This window comes from Pseudomonas sp. BAV 4579 (assembly GCF_009765395.1).
Taxonomy (GTDB): Bacteria; Pseudomonadota; Gammaproteobacteria; order Pseudomonadales; family Pseudomonadaceae; genus Chryseomonas; species Chryseomonas aestiva.
Genome location: NZ_WHOV01000167.1, coordinates 1 through 21,059, shown reverse-complemented (window position 1 = coordinate 21,059; position 21,059 = coordinate 1). Strand labels below are relative to the sequence as shown.

At 67.2% G+C, this 21,059-nt stretch carries 20 protein-coding genes; 9 read left to right on the top strand and 11 right to left on the bottom strand.

All coding sequences use genetic code 11. The features are described from left to right. Nucleotides 1-372: 372 nt before the first annotated feature. Entirely contained in the window at nucleotides 373-1,614 is a 1,242-nt protein-coding gene (codA, locus tag GSQ95_RS23570; RefSeq protein WP_158896692.1) for a cytosine deaminase, read from the bottom strand. Between the two features lie 10 nt (nucleotides 1,615-1,624). Then, complete coding sequence (gene codB / locus GSQ95_RS23565; protein ID WP_158896691.1) at nucleotides 1,625-2,887, bottom strand: cytosine permease; 1,263 nt, start codon at nucleotides 2,885-2,887, stop codon at nucleotides 1,625-1,627. A 198-nt stretch (nucleotides 2,888-3,085) separates the two neighbouring features. Here codB and GSQ95_RS23560 point away from each other — a divergent pair, with 198 nt between their 5' ends. The 8 genes from GSQ95_RS23560 (at nucleotide 3,086) to GSQ95_RS23525 (ending at nucleotide 12,091) form a co-directional block, all read left to right on the top strand. Continuing rightward, complete coding sequence (locus GSQ95_RS23560) at nucleotides 3,086-4,003, top strand: 3-hydroxyacyl-CoA dehydrogenase family protein (protein WP_158896690.1); 918 nt, start codon at nucleotides 3,086-3,088, stop codon at nucleotides 4,001-4,003. Further along, nucleotides 4,000-5,436 (top strand): sigma-54-dependent Fis family transcriptional regulator, encoded by a 1,437-nt coding sequence (locus tag GSQ95_RS23555; protein ID WP_158896689.1) that lies wholly within the window; start codon nucleotides 4,000-4,002, stop codon nucleotides 5,434-5,436. The genes GSQ95_RS23560 and GSQ95_RS23555 overlap by 4 nt, the downstream gene beginning before the upstream one ends. 360 nt (nucleotides 5,437-5,796) lie before the next feature. Next, nucleotides 5,797-7,191: a GntP family permease gene (locus GSQ95_RS23550; RefSeq protein ID WP_158896688.1), complete on the top strand. Its 1,395-nt coding sequence runs from the start codon at nucleotides 5,797-5,799 to the stop codon at nucleotides 7,189-7,191. Between the two features lie 10 nt (nucleotides 7,192-7,201). Next, entirely contained in the window at nucleotides 7,202-7,954 is a 753-nt protein-coding gene (locus tag GSQ95_RS23545; protein ID WP_158896687.1) for a 3-hydroxybutyrate dehydrogenase, read from the top strand. Nucleotides 7,955-7,973: 19 nt separating this feature from the next. Continuing rightward, entirely contained in the window at nucleotides 7,974-8,675 is a 702-nt protein-coding gene (locus GSQ95_RS23540; RefSeq protein ID WP_158896686.1) for a CoA transferase subunit A, read from the top strand. A 1-nt stretch (nucleotide 8,676) separates the two neighbouring features. After that, nucleotides 8,677-9,303 (top strand): CoA transferase subunit B, encoded by a 627-nt coding sequence (locus GSQ95_RS23535; protein WP_158896685.1) that lies wholly within the window; start codon nucleotides 8,677-8,679, stop codon nucleotides 9,301-9,303. A 13-nt stretch (nucleotides 9,304-9,316) separates the two neighbouring features. Continuing rightward, nucleotides 9,317-10,498, top strand: coding sequence for an acetyl-CoA C-acetyltransferase (locus tag GSQ95_RS23530; protein ID WP_158973931.1), 1,182 nt, complete (start codon nucleotides 9,317-9,319; stop codon nucleotides 10,496-10,498). A 171-nt stretch (nucleotides 10,499-10,669) separates the two neighbouring features. Continuing rightward, on the top strand, nucleotides 10,670-12,091 hold the full coding sequence (locus tag GSQ95_RS23525; RefSeq protein WP_133859483.1) for a short-chain fatty acid transporter: 1,422 nt from the start codon (nucleotides 10,670-10,672) through the stop codon (nucleotides 12,089-12,091). A 56-nt stretch (nucleotides 12,092-12,147) separates the two neighbouring features. Here GSQ95_RS23525 and GSQ95_RS23520 read toward each other — a convergent pair whose 3' ends face one another. The 8 genes from GSQ95_RS23520 to hpxO all read right to left on the bottom strand — a co-directional run bounded on the left by GSQ95_RS23520 (nucleotide 12,148) and on the right by hpxO (nucleotide 19,418). Continuing rightward, entirely contained in the window at nucleotides 12,148-12,372 is a 225-nt protein-coding gene (locus GSQ95_RS23520) for a hypothetical protein (protein ID WP_059314350.1), read from the bottom strand. A 132-nt stretch (nucleotides 12,373-12,504) separates the two neighbouring features. Next, nucleotides 12,505-13,257: a TerC family protein gene (locus GSQ95_RS23515; RefSeq protein ID WP_158896822.1), complete on the bottom strand. Its 753-nt coding sequence runs from the start codon at nucleotides 13,255-13,257 to the stop codon at nucleotides 12,505-12,507. 111 nt (nucleotides 13,258-13,368) lie between these two features. Beyond that, the gene (locus GSQ95_RS23510; RefSeq protein ID WP_133859485.1) at nucleotides 13,369-14,184 is read right to left on the bottom strand and encodes a glycine betaine/L-proline ABC transporter ATP-binding protein; all 816 of its coding nucleotides are present in this window, start codon (nucleotides 14,182-14,184) and stop codon (nucleotides 13,369-13,371) included. After that, entirely contained in the window at nucleotides 14,181-15,032 is an 852-nt protein-coding gene (locus tag GSQ95_RS23505; RefSeq protein ID WP_158896823.1) for a proline/glycine betaine ABC transporter permease, read from the bottom strand. Before GSQ95_RS23505 ends, GSQ95_RS23510 begins: the two co-directional genes overlap by 4 nt. 1 nt (nucleotide 15,033) lies before the next feature. Further along, nucleotides 15,034-15,993, bottom strand: a complete 960-nt coding sequence (locus tag GSQ95_RS23500; RefSeq protein ID WP_158896824.1) for an ABC transporter substrate-binding protein — start codon at nucleotides 15,991-15,993, stop codon at nucleotides 15,034-15,036. Between the two features lie 348 nt (nucleotides 15,994-16,341). Then, nucleotides 16,342-17,124: a phosphate/phosphite/phosphonate ABC transporter substrate-binding protein gene (locus tag GSQ95_RS23495; RefSeq protein WP_158896825.1), complete on the bottom strand. Its 783-nt coding sequence runs from the start codon at nucleotides 17,122-17,124 to the stop codon at nucleotides 16,342-16,344. Nucleotides 17,125-17,171: 47 nt separating this feature from the next. Continuing rightward, on the bottom strand, nucleotides 17,172-18,185 hold the full coding sequence (locus GSQ95_RS23490; protein ID WP_158896826.1) for an ABC transporter substrate-binding protein: 1,014 nt from the start codon (nucleotides 18,183-18,185) through the stop codon (nucleotides 17,172-17,174). A gap of 75 nt (nucleotides 18,186-18,260) precedes the next feature. Beyond that, nucleotides 18,261-19,418 carry an FAD-dependent urate hydroxylase HpxO gene (gene hpxO, locus GSQ95_RS23485; RefSeq protein WP_158896827.1) on the bottom strand — a complete coding sequence of 386 codons (1,158 nt, stop codon included), beginning with the start codon at nucleotides 19,416-19,418 and terminating at the stop codon, nucleotides 18,261-18,263. Nucleotides 19,419-19,710: 292 nt separating this feature from the next. On the opposite strand from hpxO, the gene GSQ95_RS23480 reads away from it, so the two are divergent. Continuing rightward, the gene (locus GSQ95_RS23480; RefSeq protein ID WP_158896828.1) at nucleotides 19,711-20,304 is read left to right on the top strand and encodes a Yip1 family protein; all 594 of its coding nucleotides are present in this window, start codon (nucleotides 19,711-19,713) and stop codon (nucleotides 20,302-20,304) included. Nucleotides 20,305-20,374: 70 nt separating this feature from the next. On the opposite strand, the gene GSQ95_RS23475 is transcribed toward GSQ95_RS23480, so the two are convergent. Further along, the coding region (locus GSQ95_RS23475) for a class III extradiol ring-cleavage dioxygenase (RefSeq protein WP_158973930.1) at nucleotides 20,375-21,059 on the bottom strand (685 nt) is incomplete at its 5' end.

Genomic DNA, 21,059 nt, shown 5'->3' with positions numbered 1-21,059 from the left:
ACAGGCCCTTTAGCGGACCTGTTGTGATTGGTGGGAGAGATGGTATCTACGGTGATCGAGACCGCGCCTGCGTAGACCCAGGGCCGTAGCGTGGAAAACGGCGCAGCCTTTTCCACTGGGACTTCAGCATGGGGCGCGCCCTCACCCCAACCCTCTCCCAAGGGGAGAGGGGGCTGTCCGCGCGAGCACCAGCACCGTGCGTGGAAAACGGCGCAGCCTTTTCCACCGGGGACTTCGGCGTGGGGCGGGTCCTCACCCCAACCCTCTCCCAGAGGGAGAGGGGGTTGTCCGAGTGAGGATCAGGTCTTTGCCAGTCCTGAAAAATCGCCAGCGACTGGCATGAGCCTGTCCGCATCGGCGGACCGTTACCCGTTACCGATCCGCCAGCTCCACCTGTGCCGGGCGGCGCTGCATCAGCACCTTGCCGTTACGGATGGAATACAGCGGCAGGCCCTGGCTGCGGACCATCTCGTAGTCGCTGTCGGCGGACAGCACCAGCAGGTTGGCCGGCCGCCCCTCCTCCAGGCCATAGCGGTCGCCCAGGCACAGGGCCTTGGCACTGTTCACCGTGACCAGATCCAGCGCCGATTGCAGGTTGCGATAGCCGAGCATGTGGCAGATATGCAGCCCCGCTTCCAGCACGCGCAGGATGTTGCCGTTGCCCAGCGGATACCAGGGATCGACGATGGAGTCCTGGGCGAAGCAGACATTGAGGCCGGCCTCCAGCAGCTCGTTGACCCGGGTCACGCCGCGGCGCTTGGGAAAGCTGTCGAAGCGGCCCTGCAGGTGGATGCTCTCGGTCGGGCAGGAAATGAAGTTGATGCCGGCATGGGTCAGCAGGCGGAACAGCTTGGCGCAGTAGGCGTTGTCGTAGGAGCCCATGGCGGTGGTGTGGCTGGCGGTGACCCGCGAACCCATGCCGCGGCTGCGCGCCTCTTCGGCCAGCACCTCCAGGAAGCGCGAGTGGGGATCGTCGGTTTCGTCGCAATGGACGTCCACCAGGCAGCCGGTGCGCTCGGCCAGGTCCATGAGGAATTTTACCGAACTCACCCCCTGGTCGCGGGTGTACTCGAAGTGCGGGATGCCGCCGACCACATCGGCGCCCAGGCGGATGGATTCCTCCATCAGCTCGCGGCCATTCCTGAAGGACTCGATGCCCTCCTGGGGAAAGGCGACGATCTGCAGATCGATCAGGTGCCGGGTTTCCTCCCGCACCTCCAGCATGGCCTTGAGCGCGGCCAGCGACGGATCAGTGACATCGACATGGGTGCGCACGTGCTGGATGCCGTGGGCGGCCAGGGCGCGGATGGTGCGCGTGGCGCGGGTCTTGGTGTCTTCCTGGGTGATGGTGGCCTTGCGCTCGCCCCAGCATTCGATGCCTTCGAACAGGGTGCCGCTCATGTTCCAGCGCGGCTCGCCGGCGGTCAGGGTGGCGTCGAGGTGGATGTGCGGCTCGACGAAGGGCGGCACCACCAGGTTGCCGGCGGCATCGAGGTCGTCCGGCCCTACCGCGGGCGGCATGAGCTGCTCGGCGATGGCGGCGATGCGTCCGCCTTCCAGGCGGATGTCGTGGAGGCCTTCGCGGTCACGCAGGCGGGCGTTGAGGATGCGCATGGTCGATCTCCTAGAGCGAAGCGGGGGCGGCGGTACGACGACCGCGACTCAGGCCATTGAACACGCCATAGCCGAGCGCCGCCACCCCGATGCCCACCAGGGGCGCGACCCAGGGTGAATTGAAGGCCGCCAGGGTGCCGAGGCCATAGGCGGCCAGCCCCGGCCAGTTGTAGTGCGGCAGGCGGGCCTCGGCGAGCAGCGGATAGCGGCCGCGGTGGCGCAGCCAGAAGTCGGCGACGATCACCCCGCCGATGGGCGGGATCACGGTGCCGAGCAGGACCAGATAGGGCACCAGCAGGTCGTACATGCCCAGCAGCGCCAGGGCGGTGCCGATCAGGGCGCCAGCCAGGGTCACCGTCCTGCGGCGGCTGGTGCGTACCAGGTTGCAGCCGGCCACGGCGAAGTTGTAGATGGTGTTGTCCTGGGTGCTCCAGATGTTGAGCAGCAGCATGGCCAGGGCGGCGGTGGCGAAGCCCTGCAGCATCAGCACCTCGACCACGTCCGGTTGCTGGTAGACGATGGCGCCATAGGCGCCGATCAGCACCATGAGGCCGTTGCCGAGGAAGAAGCCGATCAGGCTGGCCAGTACCGCCACCCGGGTGGAGCGGGCGAAGCGCGTCCAGTTGGTGGCCTGGGTGGCACCGCTGACAAAGGTGCCGAATACCAGGGTGATGGCGGTGGACAGGTCCAGGCTGCTGCTGGGCTGGATCGCCAGCAGGCCGGCCAGGCCGCCGGCCTTGGCGGTGGTCACGCTCATGGACAGGATCAGCAGCAGCGCCATGGCCGGCACGGCGATCCAGGAGAGGATCTCCAGGCCGCGGTAGCCGATGTAGGCGGTGGCGCAGAAGCCCAGGCCGAACACCGCCATCAGCGCCAGCACCGCGCCCTGCTCCAGGCCGAAGTACTTGCCCAGCACCACGGCGGCGGTGGCCGTACCCCAGGCGTACCAGCCGATCTGGGTGAAGCCGAGGATGAGGTCGCACAGCTTGCTGCCGCGCTCGCCGAAGGCGAAGCGCCCCATCAGCACCGAGTTGAGGCCGCTGCGGCAGGCGATATGACCGAGGGCGGCGGCATAGAGACCCAGCAGCAGATTGCCGAGGGCGATCACCAGCAGCAGGTCGGCGAAACCGAAGGCCACCCCCAGCTTGCCACCGGCGAACATGGTGGCGGTGAAGAAGGTGAAGCCCAGCAGTACCATGGCCAGGGAGGCCAGCCCCTTGCGGGCGTGGGGCGGGACTTCGCTCAGGGGATAGTCGTTGCCGGCGTTGCTCATAAGGGACTCCTCGGGATGGGGGTGCCTGTCCTGTAGCAGTGCCCATGCCAGACCCGGCCAAGGAGCGAGACAGAGCCCAGGGTGCCGCAACGAATCCACTACCGGGGCCCGCCTTTGGTGCAAGGCGGCGCTCCGTGCCTTGGCCGGGGGCAGTCAAGTGTGAGACGGTTGCCGCGGCCGTCTCACAAGGAAAAGATCATGACCACGCCACGCCTCGCCGTCCTGGGTTCCGGTCTCATGGGCATCGGCATCGCCGTGCATCTGGCGCGTCACGGCCATGCCGTGCGGCTGCAGGACGTCGATCCCGTCCGCCTCGCCGAGGTGGGCGCCACCGCGCGCACCCTGCTCGCCGAGCTGGAAGAAGCCGCCATCGCGGTGGACACCGAAGCGGTGATCGCCCGCCTGACCACCACCACCGACCTGGCCGATCTCGCCGATTGCGACCTGCTGTTCGAAGCCGTGCCCGAGCGCCTGGAGCTCAAGCACCGGCTCTACGCCCAGCTCGAAGCCGTGCTGCGCCCCGATGCCCTGATCGCCAGCAATACCAGCGGCCTGCCACCGGACGAGCTGGCCGCGCACCTGCGCCATCCCGAGCGCCTGCTGATCGCCCACTTCTGGAATCCGCCGCACTTCATCCCGCTGGTGGAGCTGGTGCCCGGCTCGGCCACCCTGCCTGCCCATCTGGAATCCGTGCGCCAGCTGCTGGAGGCCGCCGAGCTGGAGGCCGTGGTCTTGCAGCGCGCCATTCCCGGCTTCGTCGGCAATCGCCTGCAATTCGCCCTGCTGCGCGAGGCCCTGCACATCGTGCAGAGCGGCGCGGCGGATGCCGAGACGGTGGACCGGGTGATGCGCGCCTCCCTGGGCCGGCGCTATGCCATGGTCGGTCCGCTGGAGGCGGCGGATATGGGCGGCCTGGACACCTTTCGCGACATCGCCAGCCACCTCTGGCCAACCCTGGCGCGGGACGAGGCGCCGCTGCAGCTGCTGGAAGACCAGGTGGCGGCCGGCCGCACCGGCCTGCGCAGTGGTGCGGGCTTTCACGAGTGGGACGCAGCGCGGCGCGAGCGTATCGTCCAGCGGCGCCTGCACCAGCTGCGCCATGCGCTGAAGCCATGAGTCGCCCCTCGCCCGGTCTGCCGGACCTGGAGGACTACGCCGAGATCCGTCAGCGGGCGATCCGCTCGCTGTTCGAGATCATCGAGCAGACCAGCAATGGCACGGTGATCGTCGACCGCGAGGCGCGCATCGTCTGGATCAACCAGAGATACGCCCAGCACTTCGGCCTGCCGGATGCCGCCGCCGCCATCGGTCAGCCGGTGGAACAGATCATTCCCCACAGCCTGCTGCGCGAGGTGGCGCGCAATGGCCAGCCGATCCTGCTGGACATGCTGGAGACCCGCAACGGACCGCTGGTGGTGATGCGCCTGCCGATCCATACCGACGAGGGCGAGTTGATCGGCGCCATCGGCTTCGCCCTGTTCGACCAGCTGCAGCAACTGGCGCCGCTGGTGACCCGCTACCTGCGCATCCAGGAAGAGCTGGCCACCACCCGGCGTTCGCTGCAACACGCGCGCACCGCCAAGTATGGCTTCGGCCACTTCGTCGGCAGCGGACCGGCCAGCCTGGAGGTCAAGCGTCGCGCCCGCCGCGCCGCCGCCAGCGAGGCCGCGGTGCTGTTGCTGGGCGAGACCGGCACCGGCAAGGAGTTGCTGGCCCACGCCATCCACGGCGCCTCGCCACGCGCCGGGCGGCCCTTTGTCAGCATCAATGCCGCGGCCATTCCGGAAAGCCTGCTGGAAGCGGAATTCTTCGGTACCGCGCCCGGCGCTTTCACCGGCGCCGAGCGACGGGCCCGCCCGGGCAAGCTGCAGATCGCCCAGGGCGGCACCCTGTTTCTCGACGAGATCGGCGACATGCCCCTGGCCTTGCAGGCCAAGCTGCTGCGGGTGCTGCAGGAAAAGGAGTACGAGCCGCTGGGCTCCAACGAGGTGCTGGCCTGTGACGTGCGCATGATCGCCGCCACCTCGCGTGACCTGGACGTCGCCGTGGCCGAGGGGCGCTTTCGCGCCGATCTCTATTACCGGCTCAATGTCCTGCCGATCCGCATTCCGCCATTGCGAGAACGCCTCGACGACCTGAGGGTGCTGGCCGAGGCCATCCTCGCTGACCTGCGCACGCTGAACGGACAGTCAATGCCCGAGCTCACTGTCGACGGCCTGGCGCTGCTGCAGCGCCAACCCTGGCCCGGCAACGTGCGCGAGTTGCACAACGTGCTGGAGCGCGCCGTGCTCTTGGGTGACGACAGCCAGCTGGATGCTGCGGCGCTGGCGGAGGCTCTGGGGGTTTCCGCCGAACTGCCAGCCAAACCCATGACGAGCGTTACCGGCGAAACCTACGCTGAAGCGCGCCAGCGCTTCGATCGGGAACTGCTCCAGGCGACCCTGGCCGCCTGCGGCGGCAAGGTGGACGAAGCCGCGCGCCGCCTGGGACTGGGGCGGTCCACGCTGTACAAGAAGTTGGTGGCCCTGGGGCTGATGTCTCAAAAATGAGATATGTCCAAGTGCAGAGACGCAATCCGTAGGAGCGGCCCATGGCCGCGATAGATCGTCTATCGCGGCCATGGGCCGCTCCTACAGAGTCATCCCGTATATTGAGTTGAGGCGGCTTTATGGTCGAAGCCAAACATGAACGGCCGTGGGCTGATGTTGGGCTTCGCTGCGCTCAACCCAACCTACGGGGTCCAGCTTTTGAGACAAAATGACGGCAATTGGCAGCGATTAAAATAAAAACCCATACAAAACAATAATTTATAAATCTGGCACGGTTCTGGCTCTTGCCTTCGGGCGGTCTCTGCATCGCCCTATAACAACAAGAACCGCTTCGCCCCAGGCGAAGCTCTAGGAGAAGCCATGAGTGTCCTGATTGCACTCGCCGCCCTGGCGCTGCTGATGTTCGCCGCCTACCGGGGTTTCAGTGTCATCCTCTTCGCCCCCCTCGCCGCGCTCGGCGCCGTGCTGCTCACCGATCCGTCCGCCGTGGCGCCCGCCTTCACCGGGGTGTTCATGGACAAGATGGTGGGCTTTCTCAAACTCTACTTCCCGGTGTTCATGCTCGGCGCCCTGTTCGGCAAGCTGATCGAGCTGTCTGGCTTTTCCCGCGCCATCGTCGCCGCGGCCATCCGCCTGCTCGGGCGCGAACGGGCTATCCCGGTGATCGTCGCGGTCTGCGCCCTGCTCACCTATGGCGGTGTCTCGCTGTTCGTGGTGGTCTTCGCGGTCTACCCCTTCGCCGCGGAGATGTTTCGCCAGAGCGACATCCCCAAGCGGCTGATCCCGGCGACCATCGCCCTGGGCGCCTTCTCCTTCACCATGGATGCCCTGCCCGGCACGCCGCAGATCCAGAACATCATCCCCACCAGCTTCTTCCAGACCACCGCCTGGGCCGCGCCCTGGCTGGGCCTGGCCGGTTCGCTGTTCGTCATCGCGGTGGGCCTGACCTACCTCGGCAGCGCCCGGCGCAAGGCCCGCAACAGCGGCGAAGGCTATGCCAGCGTGCCGCTGCGCAACGAACCCGAGACCGCCGCCGATCTGCCGCTGCCCAATCCCTGGCTGGCCCTGGCGCCGCTGGTGCTGGTGGGCGTGCTCAACCTGCTGCTGACCCGCTGGATTCCCGACTGGTACGGTGCCACCCATAACCTGGCCCTGCCCGGGATGGCCAAGCCGGTGACCCAGGAGGTGGCCAAGCTGACCGGTATCTGGGCGGTGGAAGGCGCGCTGCTGGCCGGCATCCTGCTGGTGCTGGCCACCGGCTTCGGCGCCATCCGCGGGCGCCTGGCGGAAGGCAGCAAGACCGCCGTCTCCGGCGCCCTGCTGGCCGGAATGAACACGGCGTCGGAATACGGCTTCGGCGCGGTGATCGCCGCCCTGCCCGGCTTCGTGCTGTTCGCCCAGGGTCTCAAGGCCATCCCCGATCCGCTGATCAACGAGGCGGTGAGCGTGACCCTGCTGGCCGGCATCACCGGTTCCGCCTCGGGCGGTATGAGCATCGCCCTGGCGGCCATGAGCGATACCTTCATCGCCGCTGCCAATGGCGCGGGGATCCCCCTGGAAGTCCTGCACCGGGTGGCGGCCATGGCCAGTGGCGGCATGGACACCCTGCCGCACAACGGCGCCGTGATCACCCTGCTGGCGGTGACCGGCCTGACCCACCGCGAAGCCTATGGCGGCGTGTTCAAGATCACCCTGATCAAGACCGTGGCGGTGTTCTTCGTCATCGCCCTCTACTACCTGACCGGCCTCGTCTAAGGAGACCACCATGGACCTCACCGGCAAGACCGCCCTGGTCACCGGCTCCACCAGCGGCATCGGCCTGGGCATCGCCCAGCGCCTGGCCGCCGCCGGCGCCACCCTCATCCTCAACGGCTTCGGCGATCCCGCTGCGGCCCAGGCCAGCCTCGCCGCCCGGAGTGGCTTCCACGGCGCCGACCTGTCCAGGCCGGAGGAGATCGAAGATCTCTTCGCCTACGCCAAACGCGACTTCGGCGGCGTGGACATCCTGGTCAACAACGCCGGCATCCAGCACGTGGCGCCGGTGGAAGACTTCCCGGTGGAGCGCTGGGACGCAGTGATCGCCCTCAATCTCTCGGCGGTGTTCCACACCACCCGCCTGGCCCTGCCGGGCATGCGCGAAGGCAACTGGGGCCGCATCGTCAACATCTCCTCGGTGCATGGCCTGGTGGCCTCCACCGGCAAGGCCGCCTATGTCGCCGCCAAGCACGGCGTGGTGGGTCTGACCAAGGTCACCGCCCTGGAAACCGCCCGCACCGGCATCACCTGCAACGCACTGTGCCCGGGTTTCGTGCTCACTCCGCTGATCCAGCAGCAACTGGACAGCCGTGGCAGCGATCCGGATCAGGCACGTCGCGACCTGCTCAGCGAGAAGCAGCCGTCGCAGGATTTCGTCACCACCGACCAGTTGGGCGAGCTGGCGCTGTTCCTGTGCAGCGACGCCGCCGCCCAGGTGCGCGGCGCCGCCTGGACCATGGACGGCGGCTGGACCGCTCAATAACGACAAGAGGATCTCCATCATGAACAAGCTCTATCCCAACGCCGCGGCCGCCCTCGACGGGCTGGTCGGCGACGGCATCACCCTGGCCGTGGGCGGCTTCGGCCTCTGCGGCATTCCCGAGGCGCTGATCGCCGCGCTGCGCGACACCGGCGCCCGCGAACTGACCGCCATCAGCAACAACGCCGGGGTGGACGGCTTCGGCCTCGGCCAGCTGCTGGAGACCCGGCAGATCCGCAAGATGATTTCCTCCTACGTGGGCGAGAACAAGGAATTCGAGCGCCAGTATCTGGCCGGCGAACTGGAGCTGGAATTCACCCCCCAGGGCACCCTGGCCGAGAAGCTGCGCGCCGGTGGCGCGGGCATTCCGGCGTTCTACACCCGCACCGGCTACGGCACCCTGGTGGCCGAGGGCAAGGAGGTGCGCGACTTCAATGGCCAGCCCCATGTCATGGAACTGGCGCTGACCGCCGACGTGGCCCTGGTCAAGGCGCAACGCGCCGACAAGGCCGGCAATCTGGTATTCAACAAGACCGCGCGCAACTTCAATCCGCTGTGCGCCATGGCCGGTCGCGTCTGCGTCGCCGAGGTGGAAGAGCTGGCGGAAGTCGGCGAGCTGGACCCCGACCAGATCCACCTGCCCGGCATCTTCGTGCAGCGCCTGGTGGTCAACGCCAATCCCGAGAAACGCATCGAGAAACGCACCCTGAGCGAGGAGAAGTAAGATGGCCTGGACCCGCGAACAGATGGCGCAACGCGCCGCCCGGGAGCTGCAGGACGGCTTCTACGTCAACCTCGGCATCGGTTTGCCGACCCTCGTCGCCAACTACATCCCCGCCGGCATGGACGTCTGGCTGCAGTCGGAGAACGGCCTGCTCGGCATCGGCCCCTTCCCCACCGCCGAGACGGTCGACCCGGACCTGATCAACGCCGGCAAGCAGACCGTCACCGCCCTGCCCGGCAGCAGCTATTTCGACAGCGCCGCCAGCTTCGGCATGATCCGCGGCGGTCACGTCAACCTGGCCATCCTCGGCGCCATGCAGGTGTCGGCCCAGGGCGACCTGGCCAACTGGATGATCCCCGGCAAGATGGTCAAGGGCATGGGCGGCGCCATGGACCTGGTGGCCGGCGTGCAGCGCGTGGTGGTGCTGATGGAGCATACCGCCAAGGGCGCCCACAAGATCCTGCCGGCCTGCGACCTGCCGCTGACCGGGGTCGGCGTGGTCAACCTGATCATCACCGACCTGGCCGTGCTGGAGGTGACCGAAGGCGGTCTCCGGCTGGTGGAGCTGGCTGAAGGCGTCAGCCTCGATGAACTGCGCGCCGCCACCGGCGCCCCCATCCAGGCCTGAGGAGATCCCAGCCATGCAAGACGTTGTCATCGTCGCTGCCACCCGCACCGCGGTCGGTAGTTTCCAGGGCTCCCTGGCCAATGTGCCCGCCGTGGAGCTCGGCGCCACCGTCATACGCGCCCTGCTGGAGCAGACCGGAGTGGCCCCGGCCGCGGTGGATGAAGTCATCCTCGGCCAGGTGCTCACCGCCGGCGCCGGCCAGAATCCGGCGCGCCAGGCGGCGGTCAAGGCCGGCCTGCCCCACGAGGTACCGGCCCTGACCCTGAACAAGGTCTGCGGCTCCGGTCTCAAGGCGGTGCAGCTGGCGGTCCAGGCGATCCGCTGCGGCGACGCCGAGATCGTCATCGCCGGCGGCATGGAGAACATGAGCCTGGCGCCCTATGTGCTGCCCAAGGTGCGCACCGGCCTGCGCCTGGGCCATGCCGAGCTGGTCGACTCCATGCTCAGCGATGGGCTGTGGGATGCCTTCAACGACTATCACATGGGCCAGACCGCGGAGAACCTGGTGCAGAAGTACCAGCTCAGCCGCGAGGCCCAGGACGCCTTTGCCGCGCGTTCCCAGCAGCGCGCCGCGGCCGCGGTGGAATCCGGCCGCTTCCGCGAGGAGATCACCCCGGTGGCCATTCCCCAGCGCAAGGGCGAGCCGCTGCTGTTCGCCACCGACGAAGGCATCCGCGCCGACACCACCGCCGAGGGACTGGCGCGCCTGCGTCCGGCCTTCGCCAAGGACGGCAGCGTCACCGCCGGCAACGCCTCCAGCCTCAACGACGGCGCCGCCGCGGTGCTGGTGATGAGCGCGGCCAGGGCGGCCGCCGTGGGCCTGACACCGCTGGCGCATGTCGCCGCCTATGCCAGTGCCGGGGTAGACCCGGCGATCATGGGCATCGGCCCGGTCTCGGCCACCCGCAAGACCCTGGAAAAGGCCGGCTGGCGATTGGCCGACCTGGACCTGATCGAGGCCAACGAAGCCTTCGCCGCCCAGGCCCTGGCCGTGGGTCAGGAGCTGGGCTGGGATGACGACAAGGTCAACGTCAACGGCGGCGCCATCGCCTTGGGCCACCCCATCGGCGCCTCGGGGTGCCGGGTGCTGGTGACCCTGCTCCACGAATTGCGCCGCCGTGACGGGCGTCGGGGGCTCGCGACCCTGTGCATCGGCGGTGGTCAGGGCGTGGCCCTGGCGGTGGAGCGGCGGTAGTGCGTTGATCGCGACCATGGCGGTCCGCCGATGCGGCCGCTCCTACAGGTGCTGATGCTTTTGTAGGAGCGGCCCATGGCCGCGATATGGCCCCAACGCGTGGAAAAGGCTGCGCCGTTTTCCACGCTACTGCCGCTGTTTACCTAAAGAACAACAACAAAAGGATCCACCATGAGCTCAACCCCTTCCCGTGATTCGCGCAGCGCGCGGTTCGCTCTGGCCTGTTCCAATTGGGCCGAGCGCTGGTTTCCCGATTCCTGGGTGTTCGCCGTGCTCGCCGTGGCCGTGGTGGCCCTGGCCGCCCTCGGCATGGGCGCCCCCGCGGCCAAGACCGCCAAGGCCTTTGGCGACGGTTTCTGGAGTCTGATTCCCTTCACCATGCAGATGGCCTTCGTGGTCATCGGCGGCTATGTGGTGGCCAGTTCCGGTCCGGCGGGGCGTCTGATCGAGCGCCTGGCGCGGGTGCCCCGGACCGGCCGCGGTGCGGTGTGCTGGGTGGCCCTGGTGGCCATGCTCGCCTCCCTGCTCAACTGGGGCCTGAGCCTGGTGTTCGGCGGCCTGCTGGTGCGTGCCCTGGCCCGCCGCGAAGAACTCAAGATGGACTATCGCGCCGCTGGCGCCGCGGCCTACTTGGGCCTGGGCGCGGTCTGGGCGCTGGGCCTGTCGTCGTCGGCGGCCCAGCTGCAGGCCAATCCGGCCAGCCTGCCACCGTCGATCCTGGCCATTACCGGGGTGATCCCCTTCAGCCAGACACTGTTCCTCTGGCAATCCGGCGCCCTGCTGCTGGTGTTGCTGGTGGTCTCGGCGGTGATCGCCTACGTCACCGCGCCAGGACCGGACAGCGCGCGCGATGCCCGCGCCTGCGGCGTCGACGTCACCCCGGCGCCCAAGGCCGCCGACAAGCCGACCCGTCCGGGCGAATGGCTCGAATACAGTCCGATCCTGATCGTGCTGCTGGTGCTCCTGGCCGCCGGCTGGCTGGTACAGGAATTCGCCAGCAAGCCGGCCATCGAGGCCATCTCCGGGCTGAACACCTACAACCTGCTGTTCATCAGCGTGGGGGCCTTGCTGCACTGGCGGCCGCGGCACTTCCTCGACGCCGTGGCCCGCGCCGTGCCGGCCACCACCGGGGTGCTGATCCAGTTTCCGCTGTACGGCTCCATCGCCGCGATCCTGACCAAGGTCAATGGCGCCGATGGCCAGACTCTGGCGCACCATATCGCGGCATTCTTCACCCAGATCGCCACCCACGACACCTACGCCCTATTGATGGGCGTCTACTCGGCGCTGCTGGGGTTCTTCATCCCCTCGGGCGGGGGCAAGTGGATCATCGAGGCGCCCTATGTGATGCAGGTGGCCAACGACCTGCAATATCACCTGGGTTGGGCCGTGCAGATCTACAACGCCGCCGAGGCACTGCCGAATCTGATCAATCCCTTCTACATGCTGCCGCTACTGGGCGTGCTGGGGCTGAAGGCGCGCGACCTGGTCGGCTTTTCCTTCGTGCAGCTGCTGGTCCATGCACCCTTGGTGCTGGTGCTGCTGTGGCTGTTGGGGGGAACGTTGGCGTATCTGCCGCCGGTACACCCGTAGCTCGGGTGGGGCGCAGAAGGTAAGGCGGGAGGGGTAAAGCGGAAGCCGGCTGAATCTCAGCCGGCGATGGCCAGACGGGTACTGTCGATGATGGCCTGCAGGCGGCTCGGGGTGCTGTATTCGTCGCGGTAGATCCGGCGAGTGTGCTTGGCTACGCCATGCTCGTTGACGACGATGAAGGAAAAACCCCGCTTGCTGGGGGCGTCGATGACGCAGCTCATCGGCGCGAAAGCGGCGCTGAGGGCATGCATGGCGTTCTGGGCTTGCGCTTGTATGTTCATGACTTCAGTTGTAAACCTCACGTGTGACGCTGCTATGACAAAGGTCTTGACCGATAGTGCCTAGACTTTCCAGTTATTGTTAGCAATAGGCGTGCCGGAATGTAACAAGGCCTTTTCCGGCACGCCCTGCCCTCACTTGCCGGCAGCCTGCTGGCGACGCTTGGCTCGCCGCGACAGCATGTTCAGGCCCTCGATCAGCGCCGAGAAAGCCATGGCCGCGTAGATGTAGCCCTTGGGCACATGGGCGCCGAAGCCTTCGGCGATCAGGGTCATGCCGATCATGATCAGGAAGCCCAGCGCCAGCATCACGACGGTCGGGTTGCGGTCGATGAACTTGGCCAGGGGGTCGGCCGCCAGCAACATGACGGTCACCGCCACCACCACCGCGATCACCATCACCGGCAGGTGCTCGGTCATGCCGACGGCGGTGATGATGCTGTCCACCGAGAACACCAGGTCCAGCAAGAGGATCTGCACGATGGCCGAGCCGAAGGCCAGGGTCGCCGTCTCACCGCCCTTGGTCAGGGCGCTGTCAGGCTCGGGATCGACGTTGTGGTGGATCTCCTTGGTCGCCTTCCACAGCAGGAACAGGCCACCGGCGATGAGGATCAGGTCTTTCCAGGAAAAGCTCTTGCCGAACACCTCGATGATCGGCTCGGTGAGCTGGACGATCCAGGCCACGGTGCCGAGCAGACCCAGGCGCAGGATCAGCGCCAGGCTGATGCCGATGCGACGGCCCTTCTGCTGCTGGTGGGCGGGCAGCTTGTTGGTCAGGATGGAGATGAAGATGAGGTTGTCGATGCCCAGCACCACCTCCATCACGATCAGGGTGGCCAGGGCAGCCCAGACGGTCGGGTCGGCGGCGAGTTGTAGCAGATAGTCCATTGCGGCGCGGTTCCAGTGGGAAGAGAAAGGCCTGACAGGGTCAGGCCACAGGTCTCACCATCAGAGCCTCGCGCCTGTGAAATGCTCGTGAAGGCTTCTGCCGCAATTGTTTCAAACTGTCGCAGCGGTACGCCGCTGGACGAAGCGCGCCACGTAGTCGTCGGCCGGCTGACCGAGGATGTCCGCCGGGGTGCCCACCTGCACCAGCCGACCGTCACGCAGGATGGCGATGCGATTGCCCAGGCGCAGTGCCTCGTCCAGGTCATGGGTGATGAAGACGATGGTCTTGTGCAGGCGCTGTTGCAGCTCCAGCAGTTGCTCCTGCATCTCGGCGCGGATCAGTGGATCGAGGGCGGAAAAGGCCTCGTCCATCAGGATGATCTCGGTATCGGCCGCCAGGGCGCGGGCCAGGCCGACCCGCTGGCGCATACCGCCGGAGAGCTGGTGCGGCCACTTGCGCTCGTAGCCGGCCAGGCCCACCACCTCGAGCCAGTGCAGCGCCCGTTCGCGACAGACCGCCTTGGGCTCGCCCCGCACCTTGAGGCCGTAGGCGACGTTGTCCAGCACCCGCCGATGGGGCAGCAGGCCGAAGCTCTGGAACACCATGCTGATGCGCTGGCGGCGCAATTCGCGCAGCGCCGGCAGCGGCAGCTGGAGGATGTCCTGGCCATCGATGAGAATGCGCCCGCTGCTGGGATCGATCAGCCGATTGAAGTGGCGCACCAGGGTCGACTTGCCGGAACCGGAGAGGCCCATGATGACGAAGATCTCACCTTCGGCGATTTCCAGGGACAGATCGTCCACCCCCACCACGCAACCCGTGCGGGCGAGGATGTCGGCCTTGTCGTGCCCCTCGCGGAGCAGGGCCAGGGCCGCCTGCTCGCGTTTGCCGAAGATCTTGGAGACCCGCTCGACGACGATCTTCATCGCTCCACCTCGTGGCGCTGGCGGCCATAGGCCTGGGTGATGCGGTCGATGACCACGGCGAGAATGACGATGGCCAGCCCCGCCTGCAGGCCCTTGCCCACGTCCAGGGTCTGGATGCCCACCAGCACCTCTTCACCAAGACCGCGGGCGCCGATCATGGAGGCGATCACCACCATGGACAGCGCCATCATGGTGGTCTGGTTGATGCCGGCCATGATGCTTGGCAGGGCCAGCGGCAGCTGCACGCCGAACAGCTGCTGCCAGCGACTGGCGCCAAAGGCGTTGACCGCTTCCATGACCTCACGATCGACCTGGCGGATGCCCAGGTCGGTGAGGCGGATCAGCGGCGGCGCAGCATAGATCACCGTGGCGAAGATCGCCGGCACCTTGCCCAGGCCGAACAGCATCAGCACCGGGATCAGGTACACGAAGCTGGGCATGGTCTGCATGATGTCCAGCAGCGGCATCAGCACCAGGCGCAGGCGGGCGCTACGAGCGCAGAGAATGCCCAGGGGGATGCCGATGATCACCGCGATGGCGGTGGCCACCAGCACCAGGGCCAGGGTCTGCATCAGCTTGTCCCACAGCCCCAGGGCGCCGACCAGGAACAGCAATCCGGTGATCAGCAGGGTCGGCAACACTCGCCGGGTGGCATGGGCGGCCAGGGCCGCGACGATCAGCAGCAGCGCCCACCAGGGGGTGCCGCGCAGCAGGCCTTCGAGCCAGACGATGGCCTGCAGCAGGGTGTCGGAGACGGTCCGGAAAACGTCGCCGTAGCGCGTCACTAGCCAGTCGACACCGCGATTGACGGCGTCGGCGAAGGAAAAGGTCAGGCCTTCGGGAAACATCCTAGAGCGCCGCCTGGATCTTGCTGCGCGCCGCGGCGTCGGTCACCCAGGCCTGCCACAGTTCGGGATGGGCCTTGAGCAGCGCCTTGGCAGCGGCGGGGGCGTCCTGCTTGGCTTCGGCCTGCTCGGCCAGGGTGCGGTTGAGCAGTTCGATGGGTACGTTGACCCGACTCAGCACGGCCACCAGCTCGGGGGCAGCGTCGTGGAAAGGCTTGGACAGCCCCGCCTGCACCTGGATGCGCTTCTCTTCGCCATCACGGGGCTTGAGCTGCACCATGTCGACCCGACCCAGCAGCGGCGTCGGCGACCAGTAGTAGGTCAGGATCGGCTGCTTGCGCTTGGTGGCCGAGACGATGGCCGCATCCAGCGCCGGCCCGGTACCCGGGCGGAAGTTGGTGTATTTGTCGCTCAGGCCGTAGCTCTGCAGCATCTGGGTGTTTTCCAGTTCGCAGGTCCAGCCGGCCGGGCAATTGTAGAAGCGGCCCTTGCCCGGTTCTTCCGGATCGCGGAACAGCTCGGCGTACTGGCCCAGGTCGGCGATGCTCTTCAGGTTGGGAGCCTTGGCGCCCTCGCCTTCCACCAGGTAGCGGGGTACATACCAGCCTTCGGTGGCACCTTCTATAGGAGCGCCCACGCCGACCACCTTGCCAGCGGCGGCGGCCTTGTTCCAGGCCTCGCTGCGACCGATCCACTCCTCGGCGAACACCTGGATGTCGTTGTTGCCCAGCGCCTGCTCCAGGGTGATGGAGTTACCCGGAATGCTGTCCACCTTGCAGTCATAGCCGTGCTGCAGGACGAAGCCCATCAATTCGGTGAGCAGCATGCCGCTTTCCCAATTCACCCCGGCGAACTTCACCGGTTGGCTGGCGCACCAGCTGTCGGCCTGGGCGGTGCCGGCGACGAGCAGGCCAAGAGAGAGGCCGGCGGCCAGGAGGGAACGGCCGGGAAAGGCTGTGGGCATGGGTGACTCCGTCTGCACTGGGAGGGCCAGGGCGGCGGTGCCGTTCCGCTGGCGATCCTACCTTGGTCAGCGCTTCGGGCTCAGGGTTCAGCCTGAGGCCCTGGCACTGCCTTCATGGGGCGCAGCCAACGGTGCTCAGGCCAGCTCCCGCTGTTGGGCTTCGACGATGAAGCCGTCTCTCTGCGCGCCCCCACTAGCGTCTACTCATCGCGGCCATGGGCCGCTCCTACCGCGGTGTGAGATCCCGTAGGAGCGGCCCATGGCCGCGATGGATCAGCGCGAAACGGCAACGGCGCCAGGCCGAATCCTTCATGCTTGGCTGCGATAATGGCGCCGTCTCAGCCCAATCTAGGCAATCACCGGGTAGCCCTGCTCCACCGCCTCCCGGCGCCAATCCAGCAGGGGTAGATAGGTCGCCTCGTCCACGGCCGTGACACCGTCGAGGGCAAGGATGTCGGCCAACGCAGGATCGGCGGCCAGGCTGTCGTTCAGGGCCATGCGCAAGGCCTGTACTTCCGCGTCCGAACGACTGGCGGCGGTGATGAAGGGCAGTGCCGGACTGGTGCGAGTGCGTTGCAGCAGGCGCAGACCGGCGACCCGCGCGGGCTCGGCGCGTTGCAGATAGCCGTAGGTCACGGCATCCACCGCGGCCACATCGGCGTGCCCTTGCTGCAACAGCGCCAGGCTGTTGGCGTGGCTCTCGCTGACGATCATCTCGCCGAAGAAACGGGCGTGCTCGGCCAGGGGGGCCACGGCGTGGCGCAGCAGATTCATGCCGGTATTGGAATCCAGGCCGTTGAGGGCGACACGCTTGCCGCGCAGATCGACCAGGCTGGTCGCTTCCAGCGTCTCGGGCACCAGGATGAAGGCGCAGTGCTCGGCCGCCTGGCAACCCTCGAAGCGATAACGCGGTGCCGCGACCAGGCGCACCTGGCCGCGCAGGCGGGTCGCCCAGGGATAGCCGCAGGTCTGGGCCAGCAGCAGCTCGGGATGCGTCCAGAGCGCCGGCAGCTCCTCGGGTGCGGGGTCGAGCGTCTCGCCCAGACGCAGCGCCACGGCCTCGGCGAGCTGGCGATAGGCGTCGCGCACCTCGGCAGGCTCGACGTACATGGTGAGGGCGGCGACGGTCATGGGCGGCTCCAGCACGGAAAACCGCCATTATCCCCTAATCACGGCGCCTAGAGCGCCGCCTTTACCCGCTCGGCGTTTTCCGCCGGCAGCCAGGACGTCCAGACCTCCGGATGCTCCTTGAGGAAACGCTTGGCGACGACCTGGGCGTCTTCGCGTTTCTCGGCCATGCCGGCGAGGATGCCGTTGAACTGGTCGAGGGGGAAGTCAACCTTCTCGAACAGCGCCACCAGGGCCGGCGCCTTGTCGTGCAGGTCGCGGGAGACGCCGATGGTGATCTTGGCCGGCAGCGAGCGCGACGGCAGCGGATCGGGATTCTTCGGATCCGACAGGGTATCCCAGGCCTTCTGGCTGAACGGCGGTTCTTCCAGCTGGACCAGCTTGTAGCGGCCCATCAGCGGGGTCGGCGACCAATAGTAGAAGAGCACCGGCTCGCCACGACGCATGGCGGTGGCGATGGCCGCGTCCAGCGCGGGGCCGGTGCCGGTGCGGAAGTTGGTGTAGCTGTCGGTCAGCTTGTAGGCCTTGAGCTTCTGGCTGTTGACGATCTCGCAGGTCCAGCCGGTCGGGCAGTTGAGGAAACGCCCCTTGCCGGGCTCTTCCGGATCGCGGAACAGCTCCTTGTAGCGCGGCAGATCGGCGACGCTCTTCAGGTCCGGCGCCTTGGCCTGGATGCCCCGCGCGGGATCGCCCTTGACCAGGTATTCCGGTACCCACCAGCCCTCGGTGGCGCCCTTGACCGTCTCGCCCACGGCGAAGACCTTACCGGCCTTCTCTGCCGCGCGCCAGGCCGGACTGCGCCCGGCCCACTGCTCGCCGGTGACCTGGATGTCGTTTTGCGCCAGGGCGTTTTCCAGGGTCACGGTGTTGCCCGGCACGCTGTCGGTCTGGCAGCCATAGCCCTTCTCCACCAGCAGGCGCAGCACCTCGGTGGTGAACATGCCGCTCTCCCAGTTGGGGCCGGCGAATTTCACCGTCTGCGGATAGGGACAGCCGCCGTCGGTGGCAAAGGCCAGCGGGGTGATGGCAAGGCTGGCAAGGGTCAGGGCGAGACGCAGGCGCATGGGCTAACTCTCCGACGAGGACGTGGGCCTTTCGACCCCCGGCACTGCCATTCGTCCCCGCGGGCGGGGGCTATTTCACAGCGGACCGCCCTCGGCGGTCTTGCGCAGACCGGCGATCACCGTCTCGCCGGTTTCCCGGGCCAACTCGGCGTACCAGGCCTGAGTAGCCAGAGGATCGTGGCCATGGGTGATCTCGCAACGCTTGCGCGCCCGCTCGACGATGCCGGCAACCCGTTCCAGTCGGGCCTGTTCGTAGGCCTGCAAGGCCGCGCGCGGATCGGTCTCGGCGTCCAGGCAGCGCGCCAGCACCCAGGCATCCTCCATGCCCTGGCAACCGCCCTGCCCCAGGTCCGGGGCCATGGCATGGGCGGAATCGCCCAGCAGTGCCACCCGGCCCTGCACCAGGGTCGGCAACGGCCGGGTATCGTGGATCTCCACGCGGGCCACGCCCTGGGGGTCCAGCCGCTCGATGAGGCGCTGCACCGGCGGTGCCCAGCCGGCGAAGTGCTCGGCCAGTTCCGCGCGGTAACGGCCGCGGTCGTTGGGTGTGCCCTTGGGCAGGGGTACGTCGAAGAAGAAATAGAATTCGTCGCCGCCCATGGGCATCAGGGAAACCCGCTGGTGCGCCCCGACGAATTGCGCCCAGTCGTGGGCCTCGGCCAGCTCCGGCGCGATCCCTACCCGTCCGTTCCAGTTCACGTAGCCGCAATACTCACGGGTGATGGCCTGGCCCACCACCCGCTCCCGCAGGCGCGAGTGGGTGCCATCGGCGGCGATCAGCAGATCGGCCCGTTCGCGACGACCGTCGCCAAGGAGCACGGTCACCCCGGTCGCGTCCTGCTCGAAGCCGTCGCAACCGACACCCAGGGTCACCCGCTCGGCGCCCACGGCTTCCAGCAGCAGTCGCTGCAGGTGGGCACGGGCGATGGGACGTGCTGGCCGGCCCACGGCCGCATAAAGAGGCAGCAGGCTGAACTGGGTAAGCAACCGTCCCTCGTGGTCCCGGTAGCTCATGGTCTGCATGTCACCACTGACCGCGGCGATGGCGGACCCGAGGCCCAGGTGTTCGAGTACCTTGACGCCGTTGGGCCAGATGGAGATAGCCGCACCGATGGGGGCCAGATCCTGCGCCCGCTCGAACAGGCGGACCCGGTGCCCGGCCTGCTGCAGGGCCAGGGCGGCGGTGAGACCGCCCATGCCGGCGCCGGCGATGATGATGTCGAGAGATGGCATGACAGGCCTCGTTTGGCGGTAACAGATACCCTGAACAAGCAATTTCCTGTCCAAGTGGTCAGGTATTGCTTTCCGGGCCCTGGCTGGGCAGCAGAGGCCCGGAAACGCACCAGCCTGGTGCTCTGTGCACCATTGGTCGCTTCGTTTGCAGGCAAGCTGCCCTTCGTCGGCTCGCATGACGCATTCCAGACCTCTTCTATACTCCTAAGGTAGTCGCCAGTCGCGTTGTACCCAGCGTTCGCCATCCATAGAGGCCCGCTTGCGGCGACCACAGCGGGTGAGGAGCAGGATCATGATCAATCATGTCTGGGGCCTGCTGGCCCATCCCGATCGCGAGTGGCAACAGATCCGTCGCGAAGGGGAAACGGTCGGGCACTTCTTCGCCCATCATGTCGCCTTCCTGGCGGCCATTCCCGTCGTCGCTTCCCTGGTGGGGACCACCACCTTTGGCTGGCGCTTCGGCGGTGGTGAAGCCCATGTGCTGGACCTACCCACGGCGGTGGTGCTCGCCGTCATCAGCTATGCGCTGATCATGGCGGCCGTCGTAGCCATGGGTCATGTGATCCACTGGCTGGCACGGCGCTATCCGGATCGACCCAGTGCCAACCGCTGCATCCTGTTCGCCGGCTACGTGGCCACGCCCATGCTGCTGAGCGGTCTGGTGGGCTTCTATCCGCTGGTGTGGCTGTGCGCCATCGCCGGGATCGTCGGCCTGGCCTATTCGGCCTACCTGCTCTATACGGGCATTCCCTCCTTCCTCAATATCGACCAGCGGGAAGGCTTCATCATGTCCGGTTCCACCCTGGCCATCGGGGTGCTGGTGCTGGAGGTGCTGATGGCCACCACGGTGCTGATGTGGGGCTATGGTCCCAAGCTGTTCGGCTGATCGAACGGCGTTTGGTAGTTGGCAAAAAGCCCGGATCGGCTACCGCTCCGGGCTTTTTGTTGGCGAGCGGCTAGTGGCGGGAAAAGCCGTAGAGATCCATGGCCAGGATGCGATGAGCGATGCCGTCGTGATGGACGCTGAAGGTGCCTTCGGGATCGGCCGCGCCCAGGGCGACGAACAGCGGCAACAGGTGCTCGTCGGTGGGATGGGCCTGACGGGCCTGTGGCGCCTGACGCCGGTAGTCGAACAAGGCGTCCAGGTCGCGCTCGCGCAGACGGGTCTGCATCCACTGCTGGAAGTCCCGCACATAGCTGGGGGACTCGGCGCCGCCACGGCGGAAGTCACCGAGGTTATGGGTCAGGCTGCCCGAGCCGATCAGCAGGGTGTCCGCCGGTAGCGCCCTGGCCAGCGCCTGGCCCAGGGCATAGTGGTAGTCCGGTCCGCGGGCAGCGCTCATCGACAGCGGCACCACGGGGATCCGAGCGTCGGGATAGAGATAGCGCAATGGCACCCAGGCACCATGATCCAGTCCCTGCTCGCCGGTTTCGGCCTCCCAGCCCTGGTCACGTAGCCCCTGCGCCAGCTGCTCGGCCAGGGCCGGAGCGCCAGGCGCAGGATAGTCCAACTGATAGAGGGCCTCGGGAAAGCCATAGAAGTCATGGACGGTAGCCGGCCGCTCGGCGCTGCCGAACAGTGGAACCCGGGTATCGAAGTGCGCCGAGACCACAACGATGGCGGCCGGGGTCGGCAGCGAC